The sequence below is a fragment of the Fictibacillus sp. 23RED33 genome (genome assembly GCF_015903925.1).
GTDB lineage: Bacteria > Bacillota > Bacilli > Bacillales > Fictibacillaceae > Fictibacillus > Fictibacillus phosphorivorans.
In genome coordinates this window covers 119438-132065 of the sequence record NZ_JACZDX010000003.1, presented here as the reverse complement: position 1 = coordinate 132065, position 12628 = coordinate 119438, and the positions used below count along the sequence as shown (strand labels likewise).

The window sequence follows — 12628 nt, the reverse complement described above, 5'->3', positions numbered from 1 at the left end:
AGCTTTTTTCTATCTGCCTATTGGATTCTTATCAGCATCTAAAGTAAAACCTTCACCGATTACCTCATGAACGTCATTTACGGTAACAAATGCATGCGGATCGATACGCTCGATCACTTGCTTTATGCGGACGATCTCGTTCTTAGCGATGACGCAGTACAGCACTTCACGGATGTTCCCTGTAAAAGAACCTTTACCGTTTAAGATGGTTGCGCCACGGTCTAATTCTTTGATGATGTCTGCTGCGATCTCGGTATTTTTATCCGAGAAGATCATGACCGCTTTACCAGCATAAGCACCTTCTTGCATAAAGTCGATTACACGCGCCCCGATGAAAACAGCAAGTAGTGTGTACATCGCTTCTTTATAGTTTAAATAGACTAACGAGACAACGATAACAACGAAATCAAAGATGAACATCGTTTTACCCATGCTCCAGCCTAGAAACTTATGACCGAGTCTCGCGATGATATCCACTCCGCCTGTCGTTCCACCAAAGCGGAAGATGATTCCTAGCCCGACTCCGATAAATACCCCTGCAAACAAAGCAGCAAGTGTCATATCTTCTTTAAGGTTGATCGTAACAAATGAAAAACGTTGAAAGATAAACAAAAATACCGATACGGCAACGGTTCCAATTATCGTATAGATGAAGGCATTTCTTCCAAGCAGCTTCCAGCCGACAAAAAACAATGGAATGTTGAGTGCCAGGTTAGAATAAGAAGGATCGATCGAGAAAAGAAAATAGAGAATAAGCGTGATCCCTGTAAAACCACCTTCGGCCAAATTGTTCGTCATATTAAAGTGGACGATTCCGAACGAAAAGATGGCAGCACCAAGTAAGATAAATAAAATATTTTTTAGTTTGATTGGATAAGTCATATGAGGCCTACTTTCTACAAAGATACTAAGGTTGTTTTTAGTCATGCCTTCCTATTATAAGCGAAATTTCATGAAATTTGTCAAACAGAAAAAATACCGATAACATAAAGAAGACTAATATTGAATGAGGAGTGTCAACATCATGGCCAATCGTACATTAAAAGAGAGTCAGGACGTTGTAGATCAATACATATCACAGTTTAAAGAAGGCTATTTCAGTCCTTTAGCTATGCTTGCACGTTTAACAGAAGAATTAGGGGAACTAGCCCGTGAAGTGAACCATCATTATGGAGAGAAACCGAAGAAATCAACAGAGGATAAAAAGACGGTCGAAGAAGAACTTGGAGATATGTTCTTTGTGTTGATCTGTCTGGCAAATTCCCTCGATATAGATCTTGACGATGCGTTAAAAACAGTAATGAATAAGTTTGAAACACGAGACAAAGACAGATGGACTAAAAAAGAAGGAGAGACTACTCATGAATAATATTCGTATCATACTTGCTGGACCTCGAGGAAAGATGGGCCAAGAAGCGTTGAAGATGATTGAGGAAACTCCACATTTTAACCTAGTGGCTGCAGTAGATTCAAAAAATGACGGACTTCAAGTTAAGGATCTATCAGGTGCACCACATTCTATGGAAGCACCTGTTTACGATGATATGGAAAACTGCCTTGCTGCTGTAAAAGCAGATGTCGTTGTAGATCTCACGCGTCCGGATATCGGCAAAAAGCACCTTGAGTTGGCGCTTAACCACGGTCTTCGCACGGTAATTGGAACGACAGGCTTTTCCAATGAAGATCTTGAACGTCTAACAGCGTTGGCTGAAGAAAAACAAACAGGTGCCATCATCGCACCAAACTTTGCGATCGGTGCCATTTTAATGATGAAGTTCTCTCAGATGGCAGCGAAATACCTTCCGGATATAGAGATCATTGAAAAGCATCACGATCAAAAGTTGGATGCGCCGTCAGGAACAGCATTAAAAACAGCGCAACTAATAACAGAAGTGCGAGATGAAAAGAAACAAGGTCATCCTGATGAAAAAGAGGACCTTAAAGGAGCACGAGGCGCAGAACTAGAAGGAATCCGTATTCATAGTGTAAGATTACCTGGACTGGTCGCGCATCAAGAAGTCATCTTCGGTGGTGAGGGTCAAGTCTTAACGATCCGTCATGATTCTATGAACAGAGCGTCTTTCATGCCTGGTGTACGACTTGCGGTAGAAAGTGTTATGAACATTGAAGGTCTTGTATACGGCCTTGAAAATATTATGGAATAAGAGGGGATACTATGAAGATAGCTCTTATTGCGCACGATAAGAAAAAGAACGATATGATCAATTTTACCGTCGCATATGCACCGATCCTAAAAAAACATACCCTGTTTGCGACAGGAACGACAGGTTTTAAAATAAATGAAGCGACGGGGCTTGAAATCAAACGATTCCAATCTGGTCCTTTAGGCGGCGATCAGCAGATCGGAGCATTGATCGCAGAAAATGATCTTGATCTTGTACTATTTTTCAGAGATCCGTTGACTGCACAGCCTCATGAGCCTGATGTATCTGCACTGATGCGTTTATGTGATGTATATCAGATTCCGCTCGCAACAAACTTGGCTTCAGCAGAACTTTTTATTCGATCACTCGAACGAGGAGATCTGGATTGGAGAAAAATAATAGATGAAAGAGAGTCAGAGAAAAAATGACCGTTGAAAGCTGGCTTGCCTTTGGCGCTCATGCAGATGATGTAGAAATCGGCATGGGAGCTACGATTAAAGCAGAAACTGAGAGAGGTCGTGACGTGATCATCTGTGACTTAACAGAAGCAGAACTATCATCGAACGGCACCGTCGACATCCGGAAAAAAGAGGCTGAAAGAGCAGCAGAACTTTTAGGAGTAAGAACAAGAAGTAACCTACAGTTACCTGACCGCGGCCTATATATGCAGGAAGAATATATTTTAAAACTGGTTTCAGTTATTCGAGAGCATAAACCTCAATATGTGTTTGCTCCCTATTGGATCGATCGTCATCCAGATCACGCAAACTGTGCACGTCTCGTAAAAGAAGCCGTCTTTTCTGCCGGAATAAAAAATATTCAAGATCCAAAACATCTGCCTGCACACAAAGTAAAGAATATATTTTATTACATGATCAACAGTGCGGAGAGACCACAACTCTTTGTTAACGTAACTGAGTCATACAATGCAAAGATCGAAGCATTGAAAGCTTATCCATCTCAGTTTGTAAAAACGATAGAAAGTATCGATACACCCCTAACGAACGGGTACATCGAACGTGTAGAATCCCGTGACAAGCTGTTTGGTCTTGAAGCTGGTGTGAGTTATGCAGAAGGGTTCATTACAGAACAAACTTATATAACTAACCATTTATAAGGAGAAAGTCTATGACGTTAAAAATCGGCATCACTTGTTATCCGACCGTAGGCGGATCAGGAGTGGTTGCAACAGAACTAGGAAAACTATTAGCAGAAAAAGGACATGAGATTCATTTTATTACATCAAGTGTTCCTTTTCGTTTAGGAAAATTTTATCCGAATATCTTCTTTCATGAAGTTGAAGTGAACCATTATTCCGTGTTCAAATATCCGCCTTATGATCTTGCTTTAGCTAGCAAGATGGCAGAAGTAGCGAAAAGAGAAAAGCTTGACCTTCTTCATGTTCATTACGCCGTGCCGCATGCCGTTTGTGCGGTGTTAGCAAAACAGATGCTAAATGATGAGATGAAGATCGTTACAACCCTACACGGAACTGATATTACGGTACTCGGATACGATCCTTCACTAAGTGAGATGATCAAGTTCGGTATTGAGAAATCAGATGTGGTTACATCTGTTTCTCATCAGCTGAAAGCAGATACCTTAGAGCTTTTAAATATCAACAAAGACATCATTCCTGTACATAACTTTGTAGATGAAAGAGTGTATTACAGAAGAAGCAATAATGCTGAATTGAGACAAACATACGGCATTGAAGAGAATGAAAAAGTCATCGTTCATATCTCTAACTTTAGAAAAGTAAAAAGATTAGAAGATGTGATCAAATCATTTGCTCTCATTCGAAAAGAACTATCTTCAAAACTGTTATTGATCGGAAATGGTCCAGAACTAACAACGGCATGCGAACTCGTACGTGAGCTGGATATTGAAGATGATGTGTTGTTCTTAGGAAAACAAGAGAATGTAGGTGAATTGTTCTCGATCTGTGATCTAAAGTTACTTTTATCTGAAAAAGAAAGCTTTGGACTCGTACTGCTAGAAGCGATGGCATGTGGTGTACCTGTTATTGGAACTAATATTGGTGGAATACCGGAAGTGATCGTCGATGGCGAGACAGGTTATATGGTGGAGCTAGGTGATCCAGAATCGGTAGCACAAAAAGCGCTCGCACTGTTACAGGATGAAGAAAAGCTAATGACGTTCAGAGAAAATTCGGTAAGACATGTAAAAGAAAACTTCTTATCTGACAAAATCGTCTCGATCTATGAAGATATTTATTATTCCTTAGTAGGGGATCGTACGGTATGAACGAAATGTTCCAAAATGCCTTACCGGTATTAAAACGGTTGGAAGAAAAAGGGTACCGTGCTTATTTTGTTGGAGGCTGTGTACGAGATCACTTGCTTGACCGTCCGATCAAAGATATCGATATCGCGAGCTCGGCAAGACCAGAAGACGTACAACGAATCTTTCCAAAGACCATTCCGGTCGGTATCGAACATGGAACTGTTATCGTAAGACACGAATCTGTATCTTATGAAGTTACAACGTTTAGAAAAGAAGATGAATATAGGGATTATAGAAGGCCATCAAAAGTATGGTTTGTTGATGATCTAAAAGAAGACCTCTCAAGAAGAGATTTTACGTTCAATGCGATGGCTCTGGATACATCTTTTCAGTTGATCGATCACTTTGGCGGACGTGAAGATCTTAAGAGAGAGCAGATTCGGACTGTTGGAGATCCGAATCTGCGCTTTTCAGAAGATCCTCTTCGTATCATGAGAGCTTGCCGGTTCATGAGTGTGTATAACATGACGATTGAAGCAGAAACGAAGCGTGCTATCAAAGATCAAGCATACTTGCTTCGTCGTATTTCAACAGAACGAATTGCGATCGAGTTCATTAAACTGCTTCAAGGTGTACAAGCGGGAATTGCACTGAAGTTTATGAAAGAATCCTCTGTTTTAGATCACATGCCTACTAAGATGCAAGAAAAACAGAATGCTCAGTTTATGGACTTTGATTGGAACGAATTAGAATCTGACGAACAAAGATGGACAGCTATCCTGCTGTTATCTGATGTGAGTGATGTTAGAGGATTTTTGAAAGTCTGGAAACTTCCAAATCACATGATCAAAAAAGTAGGTGAGCTTATGTCCGCCTATCGTATTACTTCCTGGAGCAAGATGGATTTGTACCGTTTTGGCTTGGAGACTGCATTATCAAGCATCACGTTAAAAAGTGCGATCGAAAAGAAGGATTATGCTGAAGAAATCGCTCAACTTAAACAGCGATATAGCGAGATTCCGATCACATCTAGAAAAGATATTCCGCTAGATGGTAAGGAAATATCAGAGATCACACAAAGAGAACCTGGAATTTGGTTGGGGAAGCTTTTAGAAGAGATGGAGAAAAAAATCGTTGAGGGAGAACTAGCCCTCAGCTCATCCGTACTAAAGGATTGGGTAAAAAGGTGGGAGCCATGATGAAAGAAGCACTTTTGCACATGCTTACAGAACAAGAAGGAAAGTTTGTTTCAGGTCAAGAAATCAGCAACAGACTGGATTGTTCGAGAACCGCGATCTGGAAACACATTTCAGAACTTCGTAAGAACGGCTACACGATCGAAGCCGTTCAGAAGAGAGGTTACCGTTTGATCACGTCTCCTGATGCGGTAACTGCTGAAGAAGTATCATTATATACGGGTGACGGCACATTCGGAAAGAAGATCACGTACAGAGAATCTGTAAAAAGTACACAAGAGATCGCACATGCTCTTGCTAGAGATGGCGCGGTCGAAGGAAGCATCGTACTCGCTGACGAACAGACCGGTGGTAGAGGACGGCTAGGGAGAGCGTGGCAATCTCCTAAGGGGACAGGAGTTTGGATGAGCTTGATCTTAAAGCCTAACATTCCACTTCAAAAAGCGCCTCAGCTTACATTGCTTATCGCGGTAGCTGTCTCAAAAGCGATCGAAAAAGTATCAGGCATTGAAGCAGCGATCAAATGGCCGAACGACATTTTGATCAGCGGTAAAAAGTCAGCTGGCATCTTAACAGAACTACAAGCAGAAGCAGATTCTATTCACTCGGTAATCGTCGGAATCGGAATCAATGTGAATCAAGAACGACAGCACTTTTCGGATGAGATCAGCGAGATCGCTACAAGTCTAGCGATTGAAAGCGGGCAATCATTCAAGCGGGCTGAAGTGGTTGGGGTGCTTCTTCAAGAGATCGAAGCCCTATACCATCAATATCTTGAAAACGGATTTGGCGTTATCAAGCTATTATGGGAATCCCGTGCGTTCAGTTTAGGTAAACGAATTACAGCAAGATCCATAACAGGGGCGATCACGGGTTATGCCAAAGGAATCACTGAAGAAGGTGTTTTGCTTTTAGAAGACGATCATGGCGTCGTACACTCCATCTATTCAGCTGATATCGAATTTCCTTCTACTTGAGGAAAGTCCGTGATAAAATAAAGTTGTAGGCGGTATCCATGTGGAACTGCACTAATCTTGTCTAGTTTTGACCACAAACCTTATATCTGCCTAGATCCAAATTTAGGACCGGGACAGAGGGAGCAAACAATAAAAGTCTAGGATTTTTTCCTATGCCTTCTTCCTCTATTGGAAAGAAGGTTTTTTTGCACTTCTGGCCCTGTTAGAGGCATTTTCTGTTATGCTTTGTTGCTTTTGGATGATGTTGATTTCCGCTTCAGGTTGCTCGCTTTCCGGGGGGCGTGCGGTGAGCCTCTTAGCGCTATGCGCTGTTAAGAGTCTCACCTGTCCCGCTGATCCCCCAGGAGTCTCGCACCTTGCGCTTCAATCAACTTACGATGATGAATTAGGTTCATAGAGCTAAAACCCTTAAGAAAGAACCTAATAAAAAAATTCAAAAACATCTGCTTATGGAAAAAGCCTAACAAAAAACAGGGAGGCTTTATGATGAAAACGACGAAAAGTTTTCTTAAGATGAAGAGAGATGGCGAAAAGATCACGATGGTAACGGCTTATGATTATCCGACTGCGGTTATCTGTGAAAAAGCGGAGATGGATCTTTTGCTAGTCGGAGATTCTCTTGGCATGGTCGTGCTTGGCTATGATTCAACGATACCTGTTACGATGGAAGATATGATTCATCATACAAAAGCGGTAAAGCGCGGCGCGCCGAACACGTTTATCGTGACGGATATGCCGTTTATGACGTATCACGGTTCGATCGATGAAACGCTGAACAACGCGCGTAGAATTCTTCAAGAAAGCGGTGCTTCTGCAGTCAAAGTAGAAGGCGGAAAACAGATTGTTCAGACGGTTGAACGGTTGACTGACGCTGGAGTTCCTGTCATGGGACACCTTGGCCTAACACCTCAGATGGTAGGTGTGATGGGCGGTTATGGTGTTCAAGGAAAGGAAGAAAGAGATGCGGAGCGACTCATCGAAGAGAGTCTGTTGCTTGAAAAAGCTGGTGCGTTCGCGATTGTTTTGGAATGTGTTCCGCAGCAGTTGGCTGAGATCGTAACAAAAAAACTAAGAATTCCTGTTATCGGAATAGGTGCAGGAAAACATACAGACGGTCAAGTCCTTGTCTACCATGATATGATCGGCTACGGTTTTCACCATGTACCAAAGTTTGTGAAAACGTACGGAAACGTGAAGGATGTTATGGTAGAAGGGCTTTTACAATATAAAGAAGACGTAAGAAAACAGCAATTTCCGGAAGAAAGCCACAGCTTTAATATGAAGGCTGAAACGCTTCATTCTCTGTACGGAGGAGTTCAATCGTGAAACAGATCAATTCTATTAAAGACATGCGAAAATGGATCGCTGAAGAAAAAAGAGCGGGAAAAGTGATAGGATTCGTACCAACGATGGGTTATCTTCATGACGGCCATCTATCACTGATCGAACGCGCGAAGAAAGAATCTGATGTGATTGTTGTCAGTATCTTTGTTAATCCGCTGCAATTTGGACCGAACGAAGATTTTGACAGATATCCTCGTGACATTGATCGTGATCAGAAATTGGCATTGAAAGCTGGAGCAGATGTATTATTTTTTCCGGATACGAAAGAGATGTACCCTCACGAATCCGTCGTAACAGTTTCTGTAAACAAACGAGTGGATGCGCTTTGTGGGGAAAGCCGAGTGGGGCATTTTGATGGAGTGGCGACAGTACTCACAAAGCTGTTTCATATCGTGTCTCCAGATTTCGCTTATTTTGGATTAAAAGATGCCCAGCAAGTTGCTGTCATTGAAGGTCTTGTTGAAGACTTTAACTTCCCAATCAAAGTGATCGGGTGTGAGACAAAGCGTGAGGCTGACGGTCTTGCGATGAGTTCTAGAAACGTGTATCTCAATGACACGGAAAGAAAAGAAGCGGTTCATCTGAGTGAATCTCTTGTAAGAGCGAAAAAATGGCTTTTAGAGGGTGATAGTGGTGAGACCGAACAAAAGATGATAAAATACTTGGAGGAACATACGAGCGGTATTGTAGATTATTGCAAGATTCTTTCGTATCCTGAACTTCTTCCTCCTACACCAGAATCAAAAAAGTTGATCATTGCTGTAGCTGTAAAGTTCAGCAAAGCGCGTTTGATTGATAATGTCATCTTAGACAACATTTTAAGTAGACTAGAAAGCGAGGAAGAAACATGTTCCGTACGTTAATGAAAGGCAAGATCCACCGTGCTACGGTGACTGAATCTAATTTAAACTATGTTGGCAGCATCACGATCGATGAAGATATTTTGGATGCTGTTGACATGATTCCGAACGAAAAAGTTCAAATTGTAAATAATAATAATGGCGCACGTTTTGAAACGTATATTATTCCTGGAAAACGAGGTTCTGGTGTGATGTGCTTAAATGGCGCTGCAGCACGTCTCGTACAAGAAGGGGATGTTGTTATTGTTATTTCCTACGGAATGTATGATGAGACCGAAGCAAGACATCATGTACCGAAAGTTGCGATTATGGACAAGAACAATCGTGTACAAGAGATGCTCGGAGTTGAACCTGAGGCTACTATTTATTAATTCGATATAAAACAAGCCACAGGGGAATGAGGTGAAGGCTATGACACGGCGATTTGTCGTTATCGATTTTGAAACAACAGGAAATTCAGCAGCAAAAGGAGACCGAATTATTCAGATCGGTGCGGTCGCCGTTGAGGCAGGAAAGATAACGGACAGATTCTCTACGTTCATCCAGCCAGGCGTTCCCATCCCCCCTTTTATTGAGCAATTGACGGGCATCAACGACGAAATGGTGAAAGATGCCCCGTTGTTTGAAGAAGTGGCACCAAAGCTCCTTCAGATGTTAGAAGGAGCTTATTTTGTTGCCCATAATGTGATGTTTGATTATTCGTTTCTGCAAGGTGAACTCGACCATGCAGGCTATTCGCGGCTATCCATGCCGTTGATCGATACAGTTGAGATGTCAAGACTGCTTCTTTTAGGAGCAGACGGCTACCAGCTAGGGATGCTTGCAGATTATTTAGGATTAGAACACCTAAACCCGCATCAAGCTGACAGTGATGCAGAAGTAACTGCAAGACTCTTGATTCATCTATTAGAAAAGCTAGAAAATCTCCCCCTCGCAACACTCGAGAGGCTCACACCTTTTCTAAAGAAACTGCAGAGTTCTTTAGAAAGCATCGTAGGGGATATGATCGCGGAGAAGTCAGCTTTTTTAGCAGATGAAGAGACGTTTGATTTTTACCGAAAACTCGCTCTAAAAAAGAGACCGGATTTTGTACAATCTTCAGATGATGATTTTACAGAGTTTAAAGACGAAGAGGTTCATGATCAGCTTCAGCAGCATATGCAGCATTACGAAGTGCGGAAAAGTCAGCAGAGAATGGTCGAACTCGTGGACGAAGCTCTTCACACGAATCAGCACCTTGTGATTGAAGCGGGAACGGGTGTAGGGAAATCACTCGGTTATCTCATACCCGGTATACGACATGCTAAGGAGAAAGACCGTCCGCTTGTCGTTTCTACACATACCGTACAGCTTCAGCAACAGCTGTTAGAACGCGATGTTCCGCTGCTAAAAAGGATCATGCCCTTTGATTTTACAGCGACTCTTCTTAAAGGAAGAAATCATTACCTATGTTTAAGAAAATTTGAACATACGCTAATGGATCATCACGATGATAATTACGATATGAACTTCACAAAAGCACAACTGATCGTCTGGCTTACAGAAACAGAGACGGGCGACGTAGAAGAGCTGTCGATGGCGTCAGGCGGAAAGCTGTTTTGGAACACGGTCAAAAGTGATGCCAATTCTTGCTTGAACCATAGATGTCCTTGGTTCTCCAGATGTTATTATCACAAGCAGCGGAGAGCCGCGCATGAATCAGATCTTGTGATTACGAATCATGCGTTGTTGTTTACCGACTTGAAGTCTGATAATCAACTGTTGCCCGCTTATAAAGAAGTGGTCTTGGATGAGGCTCACCATGTTGAAGAAGTCGTAAGCGATCATTTCGGAAAAGAAACAGATTATTTTTCATTCGTTAAGCTCTTAGACCGTCTATCTCAGACGGATGGAGATGGCATGATGAATACGTTTAGAGAGATCTGTGATCTTCTTGAAGTTCCAAAATACGAACATCATCTTGCTAATTGGGATTCACTATTCTCTGATGTGAAGAACGAGCTTGATGAGATCTTCAAGCAGATCAAGACAATCTGTCTACGCAAAGCCAAATCGTCTCGCTCAACTGAGTTGACGAAATTAACGCTTCGTTATACGAAAGAAGATATCGAGGCTGCTGCTTGGGAACCAGTTCTAGAGATGGAAGCACGGGCACGTCAGTTTATGGGTGATCTTGTGAAGCCTGTAAAACGTGTTTTGAAGAGCTTTGATCAATACGAAGAACATCTAACGGTTCAGCAAAAAGGTTTCTTAGTCGACCTAGAAGGCATCTTAAACGATCTGCAGGACGAGATGACAGATCTTCATCACTTATTGACTTGCCCGTTATCTGAAGAAGTGTATTGGATGGAAGCAGAGTCAAAAGGTCCAAGACACGCGGTTACACTTTTTGCGAAGCCTGTTGAGATCGATCAGATTCTAGCAGATAAATTCTTTGGCAAAAAAAGCTCGGTTGTGCTCACTTCTGCGACGATGAGTGTAAAGAACAGTTTCCGTTACTTGAGTGAGAGGCTTGGACTATTAGACTTTGGTCCGATCAGCGCACAGCTGCCTTCTCCGTTTCAATATGAACAACAAGCGAAGCTGATGGTGCCAACAGACATTCCGCTCATTAACGAAGTGGATCAGAAAACGTTCGTTAAAAAAATCTCGTCTTCTCTGTACGAGATCGCAAAAGTAACGAAAGGGCGCATGCTCGTTCTGTTCACTTCTTACGAGATGTTGCGAGAGACACACGGAGCGTTCAAAAGCTTGATGGATGCCGAAGAGTTCGTATTGATCGCGCAAGGCGTTGATTCTGGAAGCCGGGCGCGTCTTACAAAGAACTTCCAGCGTTTTGATAACAGCATCCTGTTTGGTACGAACAGTTTTTGGGAGGGAATCGATATCCCTGGTGACGATCTTTCTTGTCTCGTTATCATCCGTCTGCCGTTCACACCGCCAGATCAGCCTGTGATGGCCGCTAAAAGCGAGAAGTTGAAAGCAGAAGGCGGAAATCCGTTCTATGATCTTTCCCTTCCGCAAGCGATCATACGCTTTAAGCAAGGGTTCGGCCGATTGGTAAGAAGCAGCCGAGATAAAGGAGCCGTCTTCGTCTTCGACCGAAGAATGATCGAGACGAGATACGGAAAATCCTTCATTCAATCGCTGCCAAAACTGCCGGTATCGATCAAACCGATCGATGAACTCGTGTCAGAACTGGATGATTGGATGGAATAATATGTAAGAAGAAGCGGATTTTTTGCTTCTTCTTTTTTCCTTACCCTCCATTTTTGTTTCATGCAAAATAGGTGAGGATAAGAGGACATCTTTCTCCCTTTAACGAATCAAATACATCATAAATATATAGAAGGAGTATCCTGTATGATTCGTGAGGCAGAAAAAAGGGATAAAGACGAATTGTTCGAACTTTACCGAATGTTAGTGCCAAAAAGTAAAAAGATGAATGTCAGAGAAGAACAGATCGAAGTAATCAAGAATGCTCCCTACAATTTTTTATTTGTTTATGAAGATGATGAAGGATTATTGGGAACGCTGACGTTAAACATATGCCTTCAAGCCTTGCATGGTTTTCGTCCATATGGAGTGATTGAAAATATTATCGTACATGAGTGTTTTCGTGGTAGAAATATAGGGAGAAAACTTTTACAACATGCTGAAGATTATTGCCGTTCGATGGACTGTCACAGAATCATGCTCTTGAGTAGCATAAAGCGAGACAGAGCTCATCAGTTTTTTGAAAGAGAAGGTTTTGATGGATCGGTCAGTAAAGGTTTTAAAAAGTATTTGTAGGTATTAACTTTAAAAGCAGTCATCTCTTTCTTAAAGAGGTGATTTTT

At 42.1% G+C, this 12628-nt stretch carries 13 protein-coding genes; 12 read left to right on the top strand and 1 reads right to left on the bottom strand.

Going from position 1 to position 12628, the window contains the following annotated elements:
* Positions 1-9: 9 nt before the first annotated feature.
* Entirely contained in the window at positions 10-882 is an 873-nt protein-coding gene (locus tag IHV09_RS12435) for a YitT family protein (RefSeq protein WP_197130611.1), read from the bottom strand.
* Positions 883-1024: 142 nt separating this feature from the next.
* Here IHV09_RS12435 and IHV09_RS12430 point away from each other — a divergent pair, with 142 nt between their 5' ends.
* The 12 genes from IHV09_RS12430 to IHV09_RS12375 all read left to right on the top strand — a co-directional run bounded on the left by IHV09_RS12430 (position 1025) and on the right by IHV09_RS12375 (position 12581).
* Entirely contained in the window at positions 1025-1369 is a 345-nt protein-coding gene (locus IHV09_RS12430) for a nucleotide pyrophosphohydrolase (protein WP_137789064.1), read from the top strand.
* Positions 1362-2165, top strand: a complete 804-nt coding sequence (dapB, locus tag IHV09_RS12425; protein WP_197264646.1) for a 4-hydroxy-tetrahydrodipicolinate reductase — start codon at positions 1362-1364, stop codon at positions 2163-2165. Before IHV09_RS12430 ends, dapB begins: the two co-directional genes overlap by 8 nt.
* A gap of 11 nt (positions 2166-2176) precedes the next feature.
* Positions 2177-2593, top strand: a complete 417-nt coding sequence (gene mgsA, locus IHV09_RS12420) for a methylglyoxal synthase (RefSeq protein ID WP_197130605.1) — start codon at positions 2177-2179, stop codon at positions 2591-2593.
* Positions 2590-3282: a bacillithiol biosynthesis deacetylase BshB1 gene (gene bshB1 / locus IHV09_RS12415; protein WP_197130602.1), complete on the top strand. Its 693-nt coding sequence runs from the start codon at positions 2590-2592 to the stop codon at positions 3280-3282. Before mgsA ends, bshB1 begins: the two co-directional genes overlap by 4 nt.
* Positions 3283-3293: 11 nt before the next feature.
* A complete protein-coding gene (gene bshA, locus IHV09_RS12410; protein WP_197130599.1) occupies positions 3294-4433 on the top strand; it encodes an N-acetyl-alpha-D-glucosaminyl L-malate synthase BshA in 1140 nt (379 codons plus the stop codon).
* Positions 4430-5611 (top strand): CCA tRNA nucleotidyltransferase, encoded by a 1182-nt coding sequence (locus IHV09_RS12405; protein ID WP_197130596.1) that lies wholly within the window; start codon positions 4430-4432, stop codon positions 5609-5611. The genes bshA and IHV09_RS12405 overlap by 4 nt, the downstream gene beginning before the upstream one ends.
* On the top strand, positions 5599-6585 hold the full coding sequence (locus tag IHV09_RS12400) for a biotin--[acetyl-CoA-carboxylase] ligase (protein ID WP_197130593.1): 987 nt from the start codon (positions 5599-5601) through the stop codon (positions 6583-6585). The genes IHV09_RS12405 and IHV09_RS12400 overlap by 13 nt, the downstream gene beginning before the upstream one ends.
* 486 nt (positions 6586-7071) lie before the next feature.
* Positions 7072-7911, top strand: coding sequence for a 3-methyl-2-oxobutanoate hydroxymethyltransferase (panB, locus tag IHV09_RS12395; protein ID WP_197264645.1), 840 nt, complete (start codon positions 7072-7074; stop codon positions 7909-7911).
* Complete coding sequence (panC, locus tag IHV09_RS12390; protein WP_197264644.1) at positions 7908-8792, top strand: pantoate--beta-alanine ligase; 885 nt, start codon at positions 7908-7910, stop codon at positions 8790-8792. The genes panB and panC overlap by 4 nt, the downstream gene beginning before the upstream one ends.
* Positions 8777-9160 carry an aspartate 1-decarboxylase gene (gene panD, locus IHV09_RS12385; protein ID WP_066395605.1) on the top strand — a complete coding sequence of 128 codons (384 nt, stop codon included), beginning with the start codon at positions 8777-8779 and terminating at the stop codon, positions 9158-9160. Before panC ends, panD begins: the two co-directional genes overlap by 16 nt.
* A 40-nt stretch (positions 9161-9200) precedes the next feature.
* Complete coding sequence (gene dinG / locus IHV09_RS12380) at positions 9201-12008, top strand: ATP-dependent DNA helicase DinG (RefSeq protein ID WP_197130584.1); 2808 nt, start codon at positions 9201-9203, stop codon at positions 12006-12008.
* A gap of 144 nt (positions 12009-12152) precedes the next feature.
* Positions 12153-12581: a GNAT family N-acetyltransferase gene (locus IHV09_RS12375; RefSeq protein ID WP_197264643.1), complete on the top strand. Its 429-nt coding sequence runs from the start codon at positions 12153-12155 to the stop codon at positions 12579-12581.
* The last annotated feature ends 47 nt before the right edge of the window (positions 12582-12628 follow it).

Excerpts from the sequence above, each read along its gene's own strand:
- panB (WP_197264645.1), top strand. The coding sequence starts at position 7,072 with ATGAAAACGACGAAAAGTTTTCTTAAGATGAAGAGAGATGGCGAAAAG.
- IHV09_RS12430 (WP_137789064.1), top strand. The coding sequence starts at position 1,025 with ATGGCCAATCGTACATTAAAAGAGAGTCAGGACGTTGTAGATCAATAC.
- panD (WP_066395605.1), top strand. The coding sequence starts at position 8,777 with ATGTTCCGTACGTTAATGAAAGGCAAGATCCACCGTGCTACGGTGACT.
- bshA (WP_197130599.1), top strand. The coding sequence starts at position 3,294 with ATGACGTTAAAAATCGGCATCACTTGTTATCCGACCGTAGGCGGATCA.
- IHV09_RS12435 (WP_197130611.1), bottom strand. The coding sequence starts at position 882 with ATGACTTATCCAATCAAACTAAAAAATATTTTATTTATCTTACTTGGT.
- IHV09_RS12405 (WP_197130596.1), top strand. The coding sequence starts at position 4,430 with ATGAACGAAATGTTCCAAAATGCCTTACCGGTATTAAAACGGTTGGAA.
- mgsA (WP_197130605.1), top strand. The coding sequence starts at position 2,177 with ATGAAGATAGCTCTTATTGCGCACGATAAGAAAAAGAACGATATGATC.
- bshB1 (WP_197130602.1), top strand. The coding sequence starts at position 2,590 with ATGACCGTTGAAAGCTGGCTTGCCTTTGGCGCTCATGCAGATGATGTA.
- dinG (WP_197130584.1), top strand. The coding sequence starts at position 9,201 with ATGACACGGCGATTTGTCGTTATCGATTTTGAAACAACAGGAAATTCA.
- dapB (WP_197264646.1), top strand. The coding sequence starts at position 1,362 with ATGAATAATATTCGTATCATACTTGCTGGACCTCGAGGAAAGATGGGC.
- IHV09_RS12375 (WP_197264643.1), top strand. The coding sequence starts at position 12,153 with ATGATTCGTGAGGCAGAAAAAAGGGATAAAGACGAATTGTTCGAACTT.